The sequence below is a fragment of the Paenibacillus cremeus genome (assembly GCF_007786445.1).
Classification (GTDB): Bacteria; Bacillota; Bacilli; order Paenibacillales; family NBRC-103111; genus Paenibacillus_G; species Paenibacillus_G cremeus.
Map to the genome: position 1 here is coordinate 44026 of NZ_VNJI01000022.1, position 21856 is coordinate 65881.

General features: G+C 53.3%; 15 protein-coding genes. 1 reads left to right on the forward strand and 14 read right to left on the reverse strand.

Going from position 1 to position 21856, the window contains the following annotated elements:
- Positions 1–103 precede the first annotated feature (103 nt).
- A complete protein-coding gene (locus tag FPZ49_RS18060; protein WP_261381472.1) occupies positions 104–790 on the forward strand; it encodes a DNA-binding response regulator in 687 nt (228 codons plus the stop codon).
- Here FPZ49_RS18060 and FPZ49_RS18065 read toward each other — a convergent pair.
- The 14 genes from FPZ49_RS18065 to FPZ49_RS18130 form a co-directional block, all read right to left on the reverse strand.
- A complete protein-coding gene (locus FPZ49_RS18065) occupies positions 745–1548 on the reverse strand; it encodes a hypothetical protein (protein ID WP_144849519.1) in 804 nt (267 codons plus the stop codon). The genes FPZ49_RS18060 and FPZ49_RS18065 overlap by 46 nt on opposite strands.
- Positions 1549–1631: 83 nt before the next feature.
- Positions 1632–2528: an ABC transporter permease gene (locus FPZ49_RS18070; RefSeq protein ID WP_144849521.1), complete on the reverse strand. Its 897-nt coding sequence runs from the start codon at positions 2526–2528 to the stop codon at positions 1632–1634.
- Between the two features lie 12 nt (positions 2529–2540).
- Positions 2541–3545, reverse strand: coding sequence for an ABC transporter permease (locus FPZ49_RS18075; RefSeq protein WP_144849523.1), 1005 nt, complete (start codon positions 3543–3545; stop codon positions 2541–2543).
- 81 nt (positions 3546–3626) lie between these two features.
- Positions 3627–5267, reverse strand: a complete 1641-nt coding sequence (locus FPZ49_RS18080) for an ABC transporter substrate-binding protein (RefSeq protein ID WP_261381473.1) — start codon at positions 5265–5267, stop codon at positions 3627–3629.
- A 65-nt stretch (positions 5268–5332) separates the two neighbouring features.
- The gene (locus tag FPZ49_RS18085; RefSeq protein WP_144849526.1) at positions 5333–6301 is read right to left on the reverse strand and encodes an ABC transporter ATP-binding protein; all 969 of its coding nucleotides are present in this window, start codon (positions 6299–6301) and stop codon (positions 5333–5335) included.
- Positions 6302–7276 carry an ABC transporter ATP-binding protein gene (locus FPZ49_RS18090; RefSeq protein ID WP_144849528.1) on the reverse strand — a complete coding sequence of 325 codons (975 nt, stop codon included), beginning with the start codon at positions 7274–7276 and terminating at the stop codon, positions 6302–6304.
- Between the two features lie 24 nt (positions 7277–7300).
- Complete coding sequence (locus tag FPZ49_RS18095; RefSeq protein WP_144849530.1) at positions 7301–8056, reverse strand: gamma-glutamyl-gamma-aminobutyrate hydrolase family protein; 756 nt, start codon at positions 8054–8056, stop codon at positions 7301–7303.
- A gap of 170 nt (positions 8057–8226) precedes the next feature.
- Positions 8227–8322, reverse strand: coding sequence for a (2Fe-2S)-binding protein (locus FPZ49_RS37485; protein ID WP_391563833.1), 96 nt, complete (start codon positions 8320–8322; stop codon positions 8227–8229).
- Between the two features lie 124 nt (positions 8323–8446).
- Complete coding sequence (locus FPZ49_RS18105; protein WP_222429924.1) at positions 8447–14947, reverse strand: fibronectin type III domain-containing protein; 6501 nt, start codon at positions 14945–14947, stop codon at positions 8447–8449.
- Positions 14948–15882: 935 nt separating this feature from the next.
- Positions 15883–16812, reverse strand: coding sequence for a glycoside hydrolase family 43 protein (locus tag FPZ49_RS18110; RefSeq protein WP_144849536.1), 930 nt, complete (start codon positions 16810–16812; stop codon positions 15883–15885).
- A gap of 29 nt (positions 16813–16841) precedes the next feature.
- Entirely contained in the window at positions 16842–18497 is a 1656-nt protein-coding gene (locus FPZ49_RS18115; RefSeq protein WP_144849538.1) for an MGH1-like glycoside hydrolase domain-containing protein, read from the reverse strand.
- A 64-nt stretch (positions 18498–18561) separates the two neighbouring features.
- Complete coding sequence (locus FPZ49_RS18120) at positions 18562–19914, reverse strand: ABC transporter substrate-binding protein (RefSeq protein WP_144849540.1); 1353 nt, start codon at positions 19912–19914, stop codon at positions 18562–18564.
- Positions 19915–20035: 121 nt separating this feature from the next.
- On the reverse strand, positions 20036–20875 hold the full coding sequence (locus tag FPZ49_RS18125; RefSeq protein ID WP_144849616.1) for a carbohydrate ABC transporter permease: 840 nt from the start codon (positions 20873–20875) through the stop codon (positions 20036–20038).
- Positions 20876–20909: 34 nt separating this feature from the next.
- Complete coding sequence (locus FPZ49_RS18130; protein ID WP_144849542.1) at positions 20910–21827, reverse strand: carbohydrate ABC transporter permease; 918 nt, start codon at positions 21825–21827, stop codon at positions 20910–20912.
- Positions 21828–21856: the final 29 nt, after the last annotated feature.

A 21856-nucleotide genomic window follows, 5' to 3' on the forward strand; every position in this document is an offset into this window, starting at 1 on the left:
TTGCGTTATGATAGACATGAAGGTTAGTCGTGAAGCACACGCCGTTCGTTCCGGGGAGACTCTGGGCGAGCGGCTATTTTATTTTTTGGGAGGCGTTGGGAAGATGGATCCGGCGTTTGAGAAGGCGTACGAGCAGCTGATGGGACGGAGTGTGCGGGAAAGCAGCGCGGAACGAAAGCGCCGGTTGCAGGAGCATCATGGAATCGCAGAAAAGCTGCTTTTAGCAAATGTATGGTGGCCCGCGATCGGAAATTTGGATGGTCTTCATCCGGAGCACGAGGTGCGTGACTTTAAGGACGGAGCTCGATTTGTCGACTTCGGCTATTTGCCAACACCACAATTAAAGGTGGTTCTGGAGCTGGATGGATATGGCCCCCATTGGCGGGATGTGAGCCGTTGGCAGTTTGCGGACCATCTTATGCGGCAAAATCACCTGCTAATAGACGACTGGAGGCTGCTGCGTTTTGCCTATGATGATGTGCACGAGAAGCCGCGCCGCTGTCAGCAGGTTCTGCTGCAAGCGCTCGGCAAATGGGGGCATACACAGAAACGCGCGGACGTGCAGCTCACTTTGTATGAGCAAGTAATACTGAAGTTTGCTCAAGGGTGTCCTGATGCGCTTACGCCTGCGAAGGTTTCGCAAGCGCTGGGGATGGATCCGCAGACAGCAATTAAATATCTACGATCGCTCGCCGCAAAAGGACTCGTAACCCCTCTGCAATCGCGAACGGGCCGTATCATGCGTTACTCCGTTGCTGCTTCGGCATGGACTTTGTTTAGTAATAAGTAGTAAGTGGGCGCTATGCGGGAATTTTCCCCGCTCTTGCGGCCCATCGGCGGTGGCTCCGGTCCAGGTGCGGGATTTTTCCCGCTCTTGCGGCCCATCGGTGGCGCCTCCGGTCCAGGTGCGGGATTTTCCCCGCTCTTGCGGCCCATTCGCGGTGGCTCCGGTCCAAGTGCGGGATTTTCCCCGCTCTTGCGGCCCATCGGCGGCGCTTCCGGTCCAGGTGCGGGATTTTTCCCGCTCTTGCGGCCCAGCGGCGGCGCCTCCGGTCCAGGTGCGGGATTTTTCCCGCTCTTGCGGCCCATCGGCGGTGGCTCCGGTCCAGGTGCGGGATTTTTCCCGCTCTTGCGGCCCATCGGCGGCGCCTCCGGTCCAGGTGCGGGATTTTTCCCGCTCTTGCGGCCCATCGGCGGCGCCTTCGGTCCAGGTGCGGGATTTTCCCCGCTCTTGCGGCCCATTCGCGGTGGCTCCGGTCCAGGTGCGGGATTTTTCCCGCTCTTATGGCCCATCGGCGGCGCCTTCGGTCCAGGTGCGGGATTTTTCCAGCTCATGCGGCCCATTCGCGGTGGCTCCGGTCCAGGTGCGGGATTTTTCCCGCTCTTATGGCCCATCGGCGGCGCCTTCGGTCCAGGTGCGGGATTTTTCCCGCTCTTGCGGCCCATCGGCGGTGGCTCCGGTCCAGGTGCGGGATTTTTCCCGCTCTTGCGGCCCATCGGCGGTGGCTCCGGTCCAAGTGCGGGATTTTTCCCGCTCTTGCGGCCCATCGGCGGCGCCTCCGGTCCAGGTGCGAGCCTCCACAAACACAAAAAGAATCTGGCCAATTAAGACCAGACTCTACCTCAAACCTCTAATGCTTCATGCGCGGATCCAGGGCGTCGCGCAGGCCGTCGCCGATCAGGTTGAAGCCCAGCACGGTCAGCATGATCGAGATGCCCGGGAACAGCACCGTCCACGGCGCGTTCTGGATGAACTGGCGCGAGTCGGACAGCATTTTTCCCCACTCCGGCTCCGGCGGCTGAGCGCCTAGGCCCAGGAAGCCGAGCGCGGCGCACTCGATGATCGCGGTGGCGATGCCGAGCGTCCCTTGGACGATGATCGGCGCGATGCTGTTCGGCAAAATGTGATGGAACAAAATACGCCCATCCTTCATCCCCAGCGCCCTCGCCGCCATGATGTACTCCTCAGCCTTCAAGCTGAGCACCTTCGAGCGGACCATCCGGCCGAACACCGGAATGTTCACGATCGCGATGGCGAGCAGCGAGTTTTGCAGCGACGGTCCCAGGGCCGCGACGATGGCGATCGCCAGCAGAATGCCTGGGAACGAGAGTAAAATATCGAACAAACGGGAAATGATCGTATCCGTCCAGCGCCCATAAAATCCGGCCAAAATCCCGAAAAATGTGCCAAACACGATCGATCCGAGTACGGACATGGTTCCGACCCATAGTGAAATCCGGGTGCCATACACGATTCTCGTAAACAAGTCCCTACCCAGATCGTCGGTGCCAAACCAATGGGTACCACTTGGAGCCTGCAAACGATCCGTCAAATTCGGCTCTTTATAATCAAAATGCGTGATCCATGGAGCGATGATGGCGAGCAGAATAAAAAATAACAAAATCACCAGTCCGGTCATCGCCAGCTTGTTTCTGGCAAAGCCCCGCCATGCGTCAAACCAGGGGTTCGACGGACGTTCGACCGCCATGCTGCTCATTTTCAAATTCGTTGTTGCCGGTTGTGCCATGCCGCGTCCCCCCTACTTATAGCTGATTCTCGGATCGACGGCCGCATAGAGCAGGTCGACAAGGAGATTGATCAGAACAAACAACAGCGCAATAATCAAAATGCCGGACTGAATGACCGGATAATCCCGGGAGCTGATCGCATCAAAAATATACCGCCCTACACCCGGCCAAGCAAAAATCGTCTCCGTCAGCACCGCGCCTCCAAGCAGCAGCCCCGTCTGCAGACCGATGATGGTCATCACCGGAATCAGAGCATTGCGCAGCGCATGCTTGTAGATGATAAAAAACTGCGACAGCCCCTTTGCCTTCGCCGTCCGAATAAAGTCGGAGCGAAGCACCTCCAGCATGCTGGCGCGGGTAATCCGGGCGATGATCGCCATCGGAATCGTACCGAGCGCAATCCCCGGCAGGATCAAATGCTTCACCACCGTCCACAGCTGATCCCAACGCCCCCCCAGAATCGCATCGATCGTGTAAATGTTGGTGATCGACTCCACCGGATCCCGCACATCCATGCGTCCGATCGACGGAAGCCACTGCAGCTTCAGCGCGAAAATCCACTGCTCCATCAGCCCCAGCCAAAAAATCGGCATCGACACGCCGACGAGCGCGATCAGCATACTGCCATAATCAAACCAGGAATTTTGCTTCCAGGCGCTAAAAATCCCGGCATTCACGCCGACAATGACCGCGATCAGCATACTGACAATCGTCAGCTCGGCCGTAGCGGCCAGGTAAGGTCCAATTTCCTGCGCAATCGGCACTTTCGTACGGATCGAGGTGCCCAGGTCACCGGACAGCAGCTTTTTGCCATATTCAAAATACTGCACATAGAGCGGATCATCCAAGCCCAGCTCCACCCGTAAGGCCGCCTTCGCCTCGGGGCTCGCTTTTTCCCCCAGAATCGTTTCGGCAGGGTCACCAGGAATTGCGTGAATAATGCAAAAGACAATGAGAGTCATGCCGATGAGAACCGGTATTAATTGAACTAAGCGTCTCATGATGTACGCTGCCATGATGAATCACCCGCTTTCGTTAAAAAACAAAGGCGGCTGGTACTACCAGCCTACCGCCGCCCTTGCCAAAAGTGTCTTGTCTTACTTAAAGTAAACGTCCGTGTACGCCTCCGAGCCTGTTGGCGACGGTACGAAGCCGGCCAGGTTCGCTTTGGCCGCCATCAACGGCGTGGAGTGAACGAGCGGAACCCATGGAGCGTCTTTTTTGATAATGACTTGCGCTTTCTTGTACAGCTCTTCCCGCTTCGCTTTGTCCGTTGCAGATTGGGCCTCGACTAATAGCGGGTGGAGCTCCTCGCTCGCATAGAAGCTGCGATTGTTACCGCCAACCGTGTCTTTGTCCAGCAGGGAGTAGATGAAGTTATCCGGATCCCCATTGTCGCCGGTCCAGCCGAGCATGTACATGTCGTCTTTCTCGCCTTTTTTCGCATCCTCCAAGTAGGTCGCCCACTCCGGAGAAGCAATCTTCGTTTTCACACCAATCTTGGCAAAATCCGCTTGAATCGCTTCCGCCACCTTCTTGCCATCCGGCATATAAGGGCGGGAAACCGGCATCGCGTAGAACGTATACTCGCCTGGCAGCCCGTTCGGGTAGCCTGCTTCCTTCAGAAGCGCTTTGGCCTTTTCCAGATCATACGGATAGTCTTGAATGTCTTTGTTGTAGCCCCACAGGGACGGCGGCATTGGGTTGACTGCCGGCTCAGCCAGGCCTGCGAAGAACGCGGAGATGATCGCTTTCTTGTTCACCGCATAGTTGAGAGCCTGACGCACCTTCGGATCGTCAAACGGCTTTTTCTTCAGGTTGAAGCCGAGGTAGCCGACGTTGAAGGACGGGCGAACGACCTTTTGCAGATTCTTGTTCGCTTCGAGCGTCTTCAGATCGTCCGGGTTCACGCCTTCGATCAGGTCGAGCTCATTGTTTTGCAGCGCCGTGTACCGAGCGGAGTTGTCCGGAATCGTGCGCACGATCACTTTGTTCAGCTTCGGAAGCCCTTGCTTCCAGTAGTTCGGGTTTTTCTCCAGCGTGATGGAGTCGTTGCGCTTCCACTCTTTAAAGACGAACGGGCCTGTACCGACCGGCTCGGACTTGAACTTCTCCTTCTTCTCTTGAATCGCCTTCGGGCTGCCGATGCTGAACGCAGGCATGGCGATATTTTGCAGGAACGGAGCTTGCGGCTTGTTGAGCGTAAATTGAACGGTGTTCGCATCCACAGCCTTCACTTCTTTAATGACGCGTGCGGTCTCGATCCCGAACATGGAGTTGTAGTAGTCAAACGAATCGCCTTGGAATTTGTAAGGGCTCTTCGGATCGCTCCAGCGGTTGAAGTTGAACACGACTGCATCGGCGTTAAAATCAGTGCCGTCATGGAACTTCACGCCTTTACGCAATGTAAAGGTATACACCAAGCCGTCAGGAGAAACCTTCCAGCTCTCTGCGAGTCCTGGCTGTACTTCGGTTGTGCCCGGCTTGTACTCCAGCAGCTTGTCGAACACTTGCTGTGCGATCTTGATGGACTCGCCATCGGTGACGATCGCTGGATCGAGGTTCGCCGAATCGCCGCCGCGCCCTACGATTAGGGTGTCCTGTACCTTTTTGCCCGGCGCTGGCGTATCTTGCTTGCTTGCCTCTTGTTTCGGCGCCTCCGGCGTTTTGCTGCATCCGGATACAGCCAGAGAAATGGCCAGAACAGACATCATTCCGGCAGCTGCCCACTTTTTCATGCAAAGACCCTCCTAAAAATATGTTCTAATTTTTTTATATGCTAACTCCGGCCTGACCTTATAGATCAAGCGTAGAGATGGCACGCCACCTGATGTCCGGCGCCCACCGGCTTCAGCTGAGGACGCTCGGTCTTGCAGCGATCCGTCGCCAGCGGACAGCGGGTATGAAACGCACAGCCTAAGGGCGCATTTGCCGGACTCGGCACATCGCCTTGAAGAATGATCCGCTGCTTTTCGGTAAACGGATCCGGTACGGGAACGGCGGACAGCAGCGCCTGCGTGTAGGGATGCTTAGGCTCGCGATACAGCTCCTTCGTATCGGCGAGCTCGACGATGCGGCCCAAATACATGACCGCTACCCGGTCGCAAAAATGCTTCACCACGCTCAAATCGTGGGCGATGAAAATATAGGTCAGCTGAAACTGCTTTTGCAGATCCTTCAGCAAATTAATGATTTGCGACTGGATGGACACGTCCAAGGCCGACACCGGCTCATCCGCCACAATCAGCTTCGGCTTGAGCGCCAGCGCCCGGGCAATCACAATCCGCTGACGCTGCCCTCCGGAAAACTGGTGCGGAAAACGGTCCAGCTGCGATCGGTTCAAGCCAACGTGCTCCATCAGCTCCAGCACCCGTTCCATGCGCTCCTCGGCATTGCCGATCCCGTGGACGATGTACGGCTCCTCCAAAATTTTGCGCACCGTGTGTCTCGGGTTCAACGAGGCAAACGGGTCTTGGAACACCACCTGCATGTCCTTGCGGATGAGGCGAAGCTGCTCCTTGGACATCGACGTGATCTCCTGCCCGTCGAACATGACCTTGCCCTCGGAGGGCTCGATCAGCCGTAGAATCGATCGGCCCGTCGTCGACTTGCCGCAGCCGCTCTCCCCTACGAGCCCGAACGACTCGCCTTTTTTCACATGAAAGGAAATATCATCGACCGCCTTGACGCTGCCGACTTCTTTGCGGAACAGGCCGGCCCGGATCGGAAAATATGTTTTCAACTGATGCACTTCCAAAAGATTCGGATTCACTTAAGCACCTCTTTCATCGGTCAGCCAGCATCTGCTGCGGTGTCCGGCCTCGAGCTCGGTCAATTCCGGCAGCTCGGTGCGGCAGCGGTCCATCGCGTATTCGCAGCGGGGAGCGAACCGGCAGCCTGCCGTAATGGCCCCCGGCATCGGCACGTTGCCCGGGATGGAGTAAAGCTGCTCCTTGTCCAGATCCATGCGGGGAATCGATTGGAGCAGGCCTTTGGTGTAGGGATGCGACGGATTCCGGAAAATATCGGCGACGCTGCCATCCTCCACGACCTTCCCTGCGTACATAACAGCCACCCGGCTGCAAACCTCAGCGACCACGCCCAAATCGTGCGTGATCAGCATGATAGCGGTTCCGGTTTCCTGATTTAAGGTTTTCATCAAGTCCAGAATCTGTGCTTGGATCGTCACGTCGAGTGCCGTCGTCGGCTCATCGGCGATCAAGAGCTGCGGCTCGCAGCTGAGCGCCATCGCGATCATAACGCGCTGCCGCATCCCGCCGGACAGCTGATGAGGGTACTCATCCATAATCGCTTCCGCGCGTGGAATGCCAACCTTTCTCAGCATATCGACGGATACATTGCGTGCTTCCTTACTGCTGACGCGCTTATGCAGCTTGACCGTCTCTGAAATTTGTTGACCTATGGTCAATAAAGGGTTAAGAGAAGTCATCGGTTCTTGGAAAATCATCGATATTTCGTTTCCGCGAAGCTTTTTCATGCGCTTTTCTTTGGCTTCCAGCAAATTCTCGTTCTTGAAGAGGATCGCCCCCTTCATTTTTCCCACCGGCGGGATCAGCTGCATGATCGATAGCGACGTTACGCTTTTGCCGCACCCAGACTCTCCGACAATGCCTAGCACCTCGCCCGGCTCTATATACAGATCCACTCCGTCGACCGCAGGCACGACACCGCGATCCGTCTCGAAATGGGTGTGCAGCCCTTTAATCTCCAGCAATTTCTGTGTCATCTCAGTTGCAGCCCCTTATTCGTTTCATGAACGTTGATTCCTTTTGATGTAGGAGACGAAGTGATCAAACAGCGACTGCTCCGCCGGATCCGTTTCACTCATCATCTCCGGATGCCACTGCACCGCAGCCACATAGCCGTGCCGGGTCGATTCCATGGCTTCGATGACGCCCTCTTTGGACCACGCGGTCGCTTTCAGGTGCTGCCCTAAGCTTTTTACCGCTTGGTGGTGATATGAATTGACCCACAGCTCTTCGTAAGCTACCGACTCGTAAAGCTTCGAATCCCTGTGAACGCTTACAGGATGGGCCGGCTGCCATTTGCGAAATTGACGGTAGGCATGGTAATGGACCGGACCTTTATCCGTCTCCAAATCCTGATATAACGTTCCGTCGAGGGCAACATTCAGGATTTGCATCCCCCTGCATATCGCGAAGATCGGCATATCCCGCTCCAGCGCGGCGCGGATTAAAGCGAGCTCGAACGCATCACGCTCGGGCACCACTTGACCTAGTTTTGTTGTCGGCTGCTCCCCATACAGCAGCGGGTTCACGTCCGAGCCCCCGGACAGCAGCAGTCCGTCCAGCCGGTCCAGCAAGGAGCCCACGTCCATCGTGTCGAGCAGCGGAATCATCACGGGGATGCCCCCGGCCCGTTCGATCGATCTCGTATAATCGTAGGACATGACGGCCAAATCTCTGCCCAATGAACCCAGCGAGCCGAGACTTGCGGTTTCCGACTTGTCCAGATAGTATCCCGTAACTCCAATCAATGGCGGCATATGTACGTGTATCGCCCTTTCTGCAATTCTTGAAAAGTCAAAACTGGAATCGCTTTCTTTTATGCTGCTTTTTTGAATTCGACGATCCTATGAATTATCCTCTTTTTTGACCAAAGAAATTTTAATTTATTAGTTTTATTGCTATTATTTTGTTATTTAAGTAATTTTTATTACTTTTTATGGTAGAAATCATGCTCCGAAACATAAAAAGAGAATTCCCTCAGATCGCCCGGTACGCGGTAAAACAAACAACAAGTCACCCGCATATACGCCGCTCTACCTCCGCCCACAGCCCATCCCCAAGCACCCTCTCCGAGTGGAATGCAGGTAATCAGGACGAAAAAACCCCCTTGCAGCTCTAGCTCTGCAAGAGGGTTTCCGCGCGTTTGGCTAGTTTATAAATTGTGCATACGTCAGCAAGCGTTTCAGCATGACGGCTGCTTCAGCCCGAGTAGCATTGGCTGCTGGGACGAATGTCGTGTCGGTTGCACCGTTCACGATGCCCGCTTTGGCTGCTTGCGCTACAGCATCTTTAGCCCATGCGTTGATCGATGTGCTGTCAGTGAATTTGTCCAGCTGCTTCGCATCTGAGGCTTCGGATTTACCGGCCAGCTTCATGGCGCGTGTAATCATCACAGCCATTTGTTCGCGGGTAATCTTGTCATTCGGCTTGAACGTATTGTCTTCGAAGCCTTCCACCAGACCTGCTTTCACTGCCGTTCCTACCGCGCTGGCGAACCAGCTGCTGCTTGGAACATCATTGAACTTGGCCGGTGCAGCTTCAGTAAATCCGAACGCGCGAACCAGCAGGGCCGCAAATTCAGCGCGGGTAATGTTGCTGTCCGGTGCGAACGAGGTATCGGTTGCACCTTTGATCACGAGCTTGGAAGCGAGCAGCTCGATTTCATTTTTCGCCCAATGTCCTTGGATATCATCGAACGTTTTGGACGATTTCACCACGGTGTACGTGCTGTTTCCTTGGCGTTTGATCGTCACTTCCGTCTTGCCGTTCACTGTTGCAAAGGTCGCGGGCACGAAAGACATTTCCCCTGTGGCCGGATTGTACAATACCGCAGTCACTTGTGCGGAATCCACTGTTTGTGTCAGCAGGATCGATCTAGGTACATACGAGTTGCCAAAATCGCTTACCGTCGTTGTCTTGCCGTTGCCTTCCGCCGTGATGCTAAAGTCTACCGCGCCGGAGAGCAGTGTAAGACCGGCTTGCGCTGCCTTGGAGCTGATCAGATCCGCCGTTGGACCCGTCACCTTCTCGATGACGATGTTCAGCTTCACATTGCCTGCATCGGTGCCAAGCTGTTTAGCTAGACCTGCGATATCCAATGCTTTGGCTGGGAGATTGTATGTCACATCATTGCTCTTAATCGACAGGACTGCGTTAGGTGCATTTTTCAGACCCGTTAACAGCGCGTTGGCGTCCAATTGAACCTTCGCAATCGATTCACTGCTCTTGACCTCGATGCTGATCTTTTTGCTGTCGCCAGATTTCAGCGCATCGAATACTTTGCCGAGTGTATCGGAGTCGATTGTGACCTTCGAGACGGTCTTCCCTCCAACAGTTTCCTTCACCGGCTCGCTCGACACTTGAGCCCCGTCTTTGGTTGCTTGTACGGTGCTAGTTGGTGAAGAGGTTCCGCCTCCGCCAGAAGAGCTGCTGCTCGAGCTGGAAGAAAGCGTCAAGGCGCTGGCAATGGAAGAATACGTACTTTCTCCCACCGCATTCACAGCAGTGACGGCATAACTATACGAGGTGCCGCTTCCCAAACCGCCTACCGTATACACCGCGTTCGTCACACTACCAAGCTTGGTGTACGTATTGTTAGAGAATTGGTAGACATTGTAGCTTGTCGCTCCAGATACAGCGGACCAACTCAAAGAAATCAGTTGATTGCCACCAGTGGCCGTCAGGCCTTGAGGTGCTGAAGGTGCTTGAGGTGGAGCGACTGGTGTTGCATTGACTACATTGGAAGAAGAACTTTCCCCGAACGTGTTATTAGCAGTCACATAGTAGTAATAGGTCGTACCATTCGTCAATCCCGTGTTGGTGTAGGTGGCTCCCGGCACACTCGTCGCTACTTTGGTGAATGGACCAGAATTCGCTGTACCACGGTAGACGTTGTAGTAAGTTGCATCCGTCACGCTGCTCCATGTCAACGTCGCTTGAGCATTTCCTGCAGTAGCAGTCAAGCTTTGCGGCGCTGCAGGTGCTGTCCCCCCAGTAAGCGTAGTTACAGTTGACCTTGGTCCGTTTGCTGACCAGTTGCCAGCTGCATCTCCTGCCTGAATCGTAAAGGTATAACCGGTTTGTGCTGCAAGTCCCGTTACGCTGTAGGAATATACATTCCCTGCTACACTGCCTACCAACTTGGAGCCCTGATAGACCTGGTAAGCCGTTACACCTACATTGTCGCTTGCACTGCTCCATGAGAGGCTTAAGCTATTCGAAGTTACATTCGAAGACGTCAATGTACCTGAGTTCCAGCTTGGAGCCGTTGTATCATTTAATATCAACGTATTAGTCGTATTGGTGTAAACCCAAGGCGCTACACCTTTTTGCACATTTGTAAAGACCACATTGATAAAGGAACTGTTCTTCAAATAATTAATGCTCGTTGCCGGCGTATTATTAAACGAAACATTCGTAAAATGGATGTCCTCATGCGGTGCATCACTTGTACCGGAAACAAATATGGCATTTTTCGTCGATGTATCTACGGATACATTTTTAACAAAGATGTGTTTGAATCGGCCCATGTCCGGTGCCGGGTCGTTAGTAGATGACGGATATGCGGAAGTAAATTCAAATGGATATTGATCGCCATCTGAAACGTTTTTCATCGCCGTATCCCTGAATACAATATTCCTCGCGCCGCCGCCAACTCCAGCACCCGTTTTGGCACGAAGTCCCACGCCAATGCCGTTCATGACATTGTCTTCGGCAATGATATTTTGTATCCATGCAGCGGTATTACTGCCTGCTACTACTGCGCCGTGGCCACGACGGAAGAAGTTATTGAATATCCAAATATTTTGTACTGAAGGATTCCTCTCTGCTGTTGCTCCAACACCTGCAGCGAAATTGATGTCATCGTCGCCCGTGTCAAACACGCTGTTAATGACGATCAATCCGGTACCGCTCATATCTATGCCATCACCATTGTTAACATCATAGGTCATGATTTTAACCCCATTAAGCGTAACATTGGTGCTGCTCACAGATAGCGTATGCTGCGAAGGATTGACTACAGAAAGTCCGCCTCCGAAATACACTTTGTTTACTCCACTTGCGCTAATCAGATTGGATCTAGTTTTATATGCATCGTCGTCACTAAAACCCCAGCTTTTTGCAAGATTAAATTGCGCAGCTGCAAGAATACCGTTTGTAGTAACCGATCCGACATTGCTGGTTTTTGCTATCGGGAACCCGTCAGCATCGGGAGCATCCTGCTTCCAACCATTACCGTCGATGATACCTGTACCGACGATTCTAATGTTTTCCAAACCAGAATCGGTATTCAGCAATGAATAGGTCTTCACGGCCGATCTATGGGTAGGATCCGGGTAAGGGAAATCGGCTGCGTTATCCGATGCCTTCAAGGTTCCATCCACCTGGAAGGTGATATTGCTCTTTTTAATCCAGAGCGAACCGGATACGAAAGTCTTGCCCGCAGGTATCAATACCTTTCCACCCGAAGGAGTTGCGTCAATCGTCGCCTGGATAGAGGCCGTATCCAACGCTTTGCCATCGCCGACGGCTCCATAATTCATAACGTTGAAAACTTCCGGTGTAGCCGTTGTTGCTTGTGTTAACGTGTTGCTGTCTGCCGACTCATTTCCATTACTGTCTACCGAACGGACGGTGAAGGCATGTGTAGTGCTAGGTGCAAGCCCCGTCACTATATACGTATGATTGCTTACTTTTACAGCCGAGCTATTGCTGGAATCATTATAGAAATTGTCAACGAATGCTTTGGCAGGAGACGCGGAATTATTTTTCGCAGACCCGATTTTCTTGCCGTCCATGTAGACGTTATAATCTGCAATATCAGCTTCAGCATAATTGTCAGGCTTGTTCCAAACTAAGGTAATGCTAGTATCGTCGTACGCCAGCGTAGGTACGGATAAATTTTGCGGTGGCAATAATGTCGTGTCTTCCAACGCCATCGTTACATCCGAACTAGGTCCATCCGTCGATAGGACTCCTGCGTTATCCATCGCCTCTACCTTAAAGGTATACGATACACCGGGAGTAAGACCTACAACCGTATAAGAGTCCGTTGTTCCATCTACTGTGGCAATTGGATTCGTTATCCCTTTTTGGTAGATTTTATATCCCGTTACCCCTATCGGATCTGATGCTCCGCTCCAAGTCAGAGTTACGGAATCCTTTAGAACTGCCTTATACACAGGACCTGTATTATTAGGTTGAGCAGTAATCATATTGGATAAAGCTAATGCAGCAGCTGGCCAGGACGGCCCTGCAGGCGTGGATACGGACTGGCTTGGTCCATTCTTTGATATATTCCCCGCTTCATCCATTGCCTGCACCGTAAAGGTGTAGCTTGCTGCAGGTGTAAGCCCTGTAACTACATAAGTGTTATGAACACTATCCAGAGTTGCGATAGGCGTAGTGCTCGATCCTTTATAAATATAGTATTCCTCTACTCCAACGTTATCGTCTGCATGACTCCAGGTAAGAGTTAGTCCGGTCTGCGATATGCCCGAAACGGTAAGCTGCCCGGCCAGCCAGGTCGGTGCTTCTGTATCTACGATTGGAGCTGTAGTGGTTACCGATTGGGTAGGACCGTTCGTAGACCAGTTATTCGAAGAGTCTCCTGCCTCTACTTTAAATACATAAGGTGTGCTCGAGTTGAGCTTTCTAACGGTATAGCTGGTTGTATTGCCGTCAACCGTTGCAACTAAAGACGGATTTGCGCTATCGGTGACATTGTACACCTTATAGTTTGTAACCCCTGTGTTGTCTGATGCCCCGCTCCATGTCAGCGTTACGCTGTTCTGAGTAACAGAAGGTGCGTTTACATTCCCGGATGTCCATGTTGGCACAATAATGTCGCTTGATGTGGAAGGACCGTCCGCCGAAACATTACCAACTGCATCTACCGCCTGTATAGTGAACATGTAGGCCTTGGTTGTCGGATCATAAGTCGGATCGATGCCGTTAACCATTGCTTTTGTCACTGTAAAAGTGGTCGTGCTGCCATTAGCGGTGCTGGCAATCAGGTTGCTGCCCTGATAGATGTTATATTTCGCTACGCTGAAGTTGTCAAAAGCTGCGTTCCAGCTCAGTGAAACATCGCCGTTCGCCGAAACAACCGGCGTTACTTTGCCCTTGCCAGCCCAAGTAGGAGCAGCCATCCCATCCAGTGCAGAAAGTGGTGTGCTCGTCGCAATATCATAGCTATTCTCAATGGTTACATTATCGTAATTGACAGTAACCGCTTTGGTGGGGTCATTGGAGGCCACAAACATTCCAATATAATAGGAATTAGACACAGCCGATGGCGTGCTGGTAGCTTTGGCTACTGTCCACTGAATGTTACCGGAACCGTCTACTTGACCAATATAAGAACGGTACTTTGCGGATGTTGTCGTATCTCCAGTTGCTATCGTGGAACCCTGATATGCCAGCTTTAAATAAAAACTGCCGTCAGCTGCTGTATTAACCGCTGTAGCTCCAGTTGAGTTTGTGTTTTTATTCTGCGACAAGTCCCGATATGCATAGTAAGGAATATATGATGTGGCACTGCCATTGCTTGAAGCCGTTGGCTTGATGATTACGCCAGCGTTATTGCTGTTTGCACCCAAGCTCGTTCTAACTTGTAAACCAAGAACAACATTTGAAGCTCCACCAGTATCGAAGCTTCTTACCTTGGCAATGATTGTTCCATCGCCGCTAAGCTTAGAGCTAAGGCCAACAAAATGCAAACTATCCAAATCATTTAGAGTAGCGAAGGTTGAGATTACGCCTGCACCCTTAACCGTAAATTCATTTGCGGGACTGTTATAAGCTACACTTCCCGGTATTCCCACTGCTCCAATGTCTTCACTGGTAAATCCCGGATTAGTAGAATCTGCAACAGGCGCCGCCGGTGTGACATTCACTTCGTTCGAGGGGTTGCTTTCGCCCGCAGTATTGGAAGCCGTCACTATATAAAAATATTTTGTTCCATTCGTCAATCCGATGTCCGTATAGCTTAAACCTGTCAAACTGCCTGCAACTGTAGTATACGTGCCACTTGTTGTACCGCGCTTCACAGTATAGGACGCTGCACCTGTCGAGGCATTCCAGGTCAGACTGGCCTGCGTATCGCCCGGCCTTGCCGAAAGGGCGGTGGGAGCATCTGGTTTTGTCGCAGTCGGCGTTACATCGACCTCGTTCGAGAGAGCGCTCTCGCCCGAGGTATTGGACGCCGTCATCACATAATAATATTTTGTTCCGTTCGTCAAGCCGCTGTCCGTATAGCTTGTACCTGTCAAATTGCTTGCCACTGTGGTGTATGTGCCGCTTGTTGTACCGCGCTTTACATTGTAATAAGTTGCACCAGTTACATTACCCCATTGCAATGCAGCCTGTGCATCGCCAGCAGATACCGTAATGACTGGTGCAGCGGGAACGTTAGATACTAGAGCCGCAGGAGTTCTAACGATTCTGTGGAAATAAGGCTTGCCACTGGCAGCCGCCGTAACATAAATTCTGTAAGTTCCGCTGGCTTGAGCGATAAAATCATACCGAGCAGCGGCATTCGTAACAGAAGACTGACCGTCCTGCGCGCCATCCGGTGTAGAATTATCACTTCCCAAATGTTCGAAATGGATTGTTTCTGTGGCCGAGTTGTTTAACCCTCCATACACACTAATTTTGTCCCCTACAGCCACATTTGCGAGCTTGAAATACCGTTTCGTAGTACCTGCCGTACCATTGGAATAATACATACCATTTGCAGAATAACCATCGCTATAATTATTTGATGCTAACGCCAAAGTTCCGTAGTTATTAATACCACCTGTATAATACCATCTATCGCCGGATGCTGGATATAAGGATAGGTCACCAAAAGTAATCGCAGTACTCCCGGTGAAGGCACTGGAGATCGTCTTGGGCGACCCGGAAAAATCAGCCGATAGACCATCAATCGTACTTGTTGAAATCCGATTATTATATACAGCACCGACAACCTGATTTCCCCCGAAATCCCAGACATCAATTTGGCTAGTACCGGCAAAAGCAGTGTTATCAATTGCAAGATTGCCAGACATTAAGGATATAACCATGAGTATGACCAGCAGCTTGCTGATCGCCGTTTTTAAGCTAATTTTCAAAGTTCTTCTTCCCCTTCTTGCATTATTTAAATGGAGTAACGACCAAAAATCGTTTGGCTAGCCTGTACTAGCTCCAATATCGCATTACAAATAAAAATTCAGAAGCGTTTTCATAGTTAGAGATTTGAAAAAACGCTTATGTGGTTTCCACCCCCATGTCTGAATAATCATTCTAAAGCAATATTGATGATCATAAGTTACCTTTCGTCAACTCCTTTGCTGTCACCATATGAATGCGGTTGCATAACTAATTTTTCATATTCCTATAGAACATTCAATCAGCAGTTTTTAACTTTTATTTAGGACTATTGGAGGGGCTGGTTAATTCCTGTATGTATGAAAAAACAGCCTTCCACAAGGTAAAATCTGAGCAATTGATTATTGCGGAAGCAGGTAAACGACAAAAAAGAACATCACGATCCACTTAGGAATCATGATGTTCTTTAAGTCAAATATAGTCGAATATGCTAGCGAAGCCAGTTAGAGATCTTCCCCCTAGCCTCCGCCACCACCCGCAGCCGCCCTTCCTGCTCCTCGACCTCCAAAAACAAAGGCCGCTCGTTCGGCGTCTGGTTCGGGGTGTGGATCGCTAGCATCAGCCGCCCATCCAAGGCCTCAAAAAGCATCGCGTGGCCGCCGTCGCTTTGATAGAGCGCCTCCGCGTCCTGCACCCATGGGCCCAGCACGCTGCCGGAGGCCGAACGGGCAACACCCAGGGCGTACGTGTTGTTGATGAAGCTCGCCCAGAGCATCAGCAGCTCTCCGTTCTTCGCCCGGTACATGGATGGGCCGTCGGTAACGTAGTTGTCCTGATCCGGGTACCGGGGATGCTGGAACGAGGTCGTCCAGGGCGCCTCCGAAGCCGTGAACAGCACCACCGGCTCGCCCGCCGATTCCCGCAGATCCAGGGACAGCCGCATAGCGCATACCTGCCCATCGGCCACCTGCTGCCACTCATGGCAGAACACCATCCAAGGCAGCCCCGCCTCGTCGATGTACAACGTGCCGTCGAGCGAGCTCCAATCCTTCGGCGTCACAGGCCCGTCACTGTGGGGCACGAACGGCCCGCGCAAGCTGTCGCTGACGAGCACCGCGGTGCCGAGCAGGTTGTTGTCCTTGCGCCGGAACGTAGCGAACATATAGCAGCGCTCTTGATGCTTGTACACCTCGGGAGCCCAAAAATTGTTCTCCGCATAGAAGTCCGCCTCCGGCCGAAACGCAGCATAAGGCCCATCCCATGCATTCAAATCTTTCCCCACGTACACATCGAAGCCGATGCCCTTGCCCCAAATATTCCGGTCGGTGCTTCCGAACAAGTAATACACGCCCTCCTCGGGCACCGGAATCACAAACGGGTCGCGAAGCTGCAAATCCTGATTCGTAACCACCTTAGCCATAGCCATCCCTCCTTCAGCTTCTCCCCAGCCTACCGATACGTCGGCGTAATCACGCCGATATCTCGCACGCTCACCAATCGGCCATCCAGCAGCTCCACCTGCTCATTGCCCTTCACCGTTAGAGCGAATTCCTGCCCTTCATACCATACCGTCCCCTCGATCGTACGCACACTCATCCCAATGATCGCCTTTAGCCGTCCTTGGCGATCTGTCACCGCTCTCGTCCCAAACGGCAAGCGCAAATACGCCTCTCCGTTTCGATAAGCCGTGGCCCCTTCACGCGTCGTAACGAACTCGAACGTGACACCATCGACAACCCGGCTGTAGCCGGTTTCCGGAGCCATGTTCTCCCCGTGATCCTGCGGATACGGTACCAATGCCGTGAACCACAGTTCCCCGTCAGGCCTTGGCAAAATCCCGCACAGCCGCTCCACAAAGTCGAGCAAACACAACAGCGCCGGTGAATACGTCTCCGTGAAGCCTTCCTTGCCGTTCCAAGGGCTAACCGTTTGGGCAAAACGCGTCATCTGCGCCAAAGCGGTCAAAATCGGATTCAGCACCCACGTCAGCTCTACGTACCGGTGATGATGCTCGAACGCGTGCGGCGTGCGGATGATGCTTAGGAAATTGGATGTCCCCGCCCAGGTGTTATAGCTGGAGAACGGATCGAACCGCGGATCGTCCATCGCAATTGACGTGAACGGATACTTGGCGAAAAACTTGCTCGTATTCAGCAAATACCGCTGCAGCGCCGCATCAAAAAACTCACGGTCCCCTACCTCGCAAGCAAGCACGCGAAGCAGCACATCCGATTGGACGCGAACGAGCTCGCCATTGCGGTCCCGGTCATAGAAGAAAGCATCCGCCTCATCGTAGCAGTGCGCAAACAAGCTCCCCAGGCTCTGCTCGGCCTTCGCGCTCCACTCTGCCGCCGCCTGCTCATCGCCCAGCTCCCGAGCCATCCGTGACAGGTAGCCGCGCTGGCAGTACACATTCGCCGTCAAATCCGGCGCCAAGAACGGCAAAATCGGCGAGTCCGGGTTATACTGCCGGGCATCATCCAAATGCCCCGTATCCGGCACATGCCAGAAGCGCGGCGACAGATCGTGCCCCGTATCGAACGTGCAGAACGCCTCCACACAGCCGGTGCCCCGGGTGTTCCGATACGTCACAAGCCACTCGTCGTACCGTGCCATCGCATCGTACATTTTTTGCAAAAAGGCCTTGCTCCGCCCGTTCAACTCATAATGATTCCACACGCAGCGGGCGAGCGGCGTCACCGTCTGAATCTGCCGATAGGCCGGGCCGTGCTCCGTCACCTTATACGGCATTTGCCCGTCGTCCTTCTGGTAGTCCGCGAATAGCTGGTACGTATCCTCCGAGACGCTCGGCAAAAACCGCGACAGCAGCTCTGTATTAATCGTCCCCGTGCTCTCCATCCAGCAGCCGAGGTAGATGCCCCCTTCATGCAGCACCGGAGCGTCCCCCAGCGTCGGTACGATGCAGTCGAACAGCTTGCGAAGCGCCGCATAGTAATTCCCTTCCAACCGCCCGGATACCGAAGCAAATTTAACGCCCGAACGCAGCCACTCCTCCAGCACCGGCCCATCCGATGCCTTGCCCAGCTCGCCGATGCGATCCGTCACCGTCAATCCACGCAGTCGTTCCAATACCTTCTCGCTCATCGCTAGTACAGCCTCCCATGGAAAAGAAACAGACTGCCGCCGGCAGCCTATTTCCAAATCTTCCCTATTTGTTGTTATTAAAAATCTTCACCGTGCCGCTATAAAAATCCTCTACGCCTTTCTTAACATCTTTCTTGCCGAAGCCGATTTCCTGCACCGTCGTATCCGCCAGCTTGGAATATTCCGTGAATCCCGGAGGGTTATAGCTGACCTTGAACGGCTCTTTCTTCGTCGCATCGGACACCCGGCTGGTGTAGTCGTAGATGATTTGGTCGATCGGATCGGCATCCTTTTTGAGCAGATCGCGCATCTTGGAAGTCACCGGAACACCCCGGTCGTTGCCGAGAATTTTCGCTGCATCCGGATCGTTGATCCAGTAGTTCATCAGCATCGCGACTTCCTTCGGATGCTTCGTCTTCGCATAGCCGGACAGCCCTTGGCTGGACTCGAAGACGACCCCGGTCCCTTTCGGACCGCGCGGCAGCTGTACTAGCTCAAGCTTATCCTTAATCAGGTTCTGATGAGCGCCCAGCTGGTTGGAGGCAATCAGGCTCATCGCCACCTTGCCGGTCACCACGAGCGACTTGCTCGTATCCGTCGGCGGATTCGACACCTGCAGCTCCGGCGTAACGACTCCACCCGCCTTGGACATTGCGCTCCAGTAGTTGAACCATTCCTCAACGTCCTTTTGATCGAAGCCCAGCTTGCCGTTGTCCATGTCGTACAGCTGCTTGCCGCGCTGCTTCAAAAAGATGTCCATGCCGTCCACCGTAAAGTTGTACGTGCCGAACACATCCTTGCCAAGCTTTGCCGAAATTTCCTTGGAGATCCGGGCGTAATCATCCCACGTCCAGCCGTCCTTCGGAGCCTCGATGCCCGCCTTCTTGAACAGCTCCGTGTTAATGACGATGCCCCTTGCATTCGCTCCTGCGGAGACGTGCAGCAGTTTATTTTTGAACGTGCCGTATTCGATCATCGATTTATCCATGTCGGAGAGGTTCAGCTCTTTGCCGACATACGGATCCAGCTCGAGCAGCACGTTTTTATTCGCATAATCCACTACGTTCCCGCCGAGGAAAAAGACATCCGGAGCCGTGCCCGAAGCCAGCATCGTGTTCAGCTTATCGAAATAGCCCGAGCTCGGTGCGAATTCGCCTACGACCTTGATGTTCGGATTTTTCTCCTCGAACTTGCGCAGCGCTTCATTCGTGCGGTCGGCGCGCTTCTGGTCGCCCCACCACATGATGCGCAGCTCTACCTTTTCCCCGCTGCCGCCAGCTGCGGCCGTACCGCCGCTTGTCCCGGACTGGGACGGAGCTGCCGCACCACCCTGAGGTCCGCCGCCCGTGCCGCCGGAGCAAGCCGTCGCGATTGCCATCATCCCCGCCAAAGCCGATACTACCCAACGTTTTTTCATTGCTTATGTCCCCCTGCTCATTAGTTTCAAGCCTCTGACTCCTTCATCGTATAGCAGACCCAGCCCCCGGTGAATGGAATTTCTTCGGCACTTGGCTATCAAAAATTTCGGATTGCCTCCGCTATTTGATCCCCGTCGTCGAGATCCCTTCCACGAAGTACCGCTGAAAGCTGAAGAAAATCGTCATGATCGGCAGCAGCGACAGCACCGACATCGCGAGCAGCGCCCCCCAATCCGACTGTCCCGAAGGGTCGAACAGCGAACGGATGCCGAGCTGAACCGTGAACAGCTTGATGTTGTTCAAGTAGATCATTTGGCTGAAAAAATCGTCCCACGTCCAAATGAACGTAAAGATCGCAGTCGTAATGAGCGCAGGCAGCAGCAGCGGCAGAATAATGCGCAAATAAATTTGGCCGTACCCGCAGCCGTCGATCGTTGCGCTCTCGTCCAGCTCTTTGGGCAGCCCCCGAATAAATTGCACCATCAGAAGGATGAAGAACGAGTCATGCGCCAGCCATTTCGGGATAATGAGCGGATAATACGTATTAATCCAGTGGAAATAGTTGTACATCGTGTACTGCGGCACCAGCGTAACGTGATACGGAAGCATGATCGTCACCAGCATCAGGGAGAACCACAGCTTTTTGAAGCGGAACTCCAGCCGGGCAAAAGCAAACGCCGCCAGCGAGCACGTTACGATATTCCCCAGCACCGATGCGATCGAGATTTGAGCCGAATTGGCAAAAAAGGTTCCGAACGAGATGCCCTGCAGGCCCTTCCAGCCGTTCGCGTAATTGCTCAGCGTCCATTCCTTCGGCCACAGGCTTGTATCCGAGAAAATGAGCTGATTCGGCTTAAACGAGCTGAACAAGAGCCACAGCACCGGATATAGCATTAAAAGACCAAGTATGATGATCAGAGTGTGTTTGCCGATTCGGAGCATACTTGCTTTTTGCCCCATGGTGGGTGTCATTGGTGTCGTTTGCATGTGGGTGTCACTCCTTTGCGCTCTTTTCATCTCCGTAGAACACCCAATACTTGGAGGTCAGGAAGACGATGGCCGTAAATGCAGCGATTATGAACAGCATGATCCACGCCAGCGCGGAGGCATAGCCCATGTCGAAGAAGGAGAAGCCCTTCAGGTACAGGTACAGCGTGTAAAATAGCGTCGAATCGATCGGCCCGCCCCGGCCGTCCCCGATCACAAAGCCCGGAGTGAACACCTGGAAGGAGTTAATGATGCTCATGACCAGATTGAAAAAAATGACCGGCGACAGCATCGGCAGCGTAATGCGCGCAAACCGGCTGATCGGACCCGCGCCGTCCACTTGAGCGGCCTCGTACAAATCCGCAGGGATTTGCTTCAAGCCGGCCATGAAGATGACCATCGCCGAGCCGAACTGCCACACCGCCAGCGTCACGATCGTGGAGAGCACATAGTCGGGATGCGCGATCCATGCCGGCCCTTTGATGCCGAACCAGCTCAGAAAATGATTGACCAGCCCGTCGCCGTCAAACAGCTTCCGCCAAACGATGGCAATGGCCACACTGCCGCCGAGCAGCGACGGAATGTAGTAGACCGTCCGGTAGATGCCCAGCGCCCGGATGCCTTGATTGAGCGCCATCGCCACGAGCAAGGCGAAGACGAGCCGCAGCGGCACGGAAAAGATGACGTAGGTGAACGTCAGCTTGAGCGAGTGCAGAAAGGAGGGATCATCGCTAAAAATATGCGCATAGTTGTCCAGCCCAATCCACGCCGGCGGCGTGAGCAGGTTGAACTTGCTCAGCGACAAGTAGAGCGACCCCAGCATGGGACCGAGCGTCAGACAAAAGAACCCGATCAGCCATGGGAGTAAAAAGAAATAGGCGGTCCGAGTTTGCCGCCTGTCATAGGTTTTGCGTACCGTTTGCATAGCATCCACTTCCCGTTTCGTCATAGTGA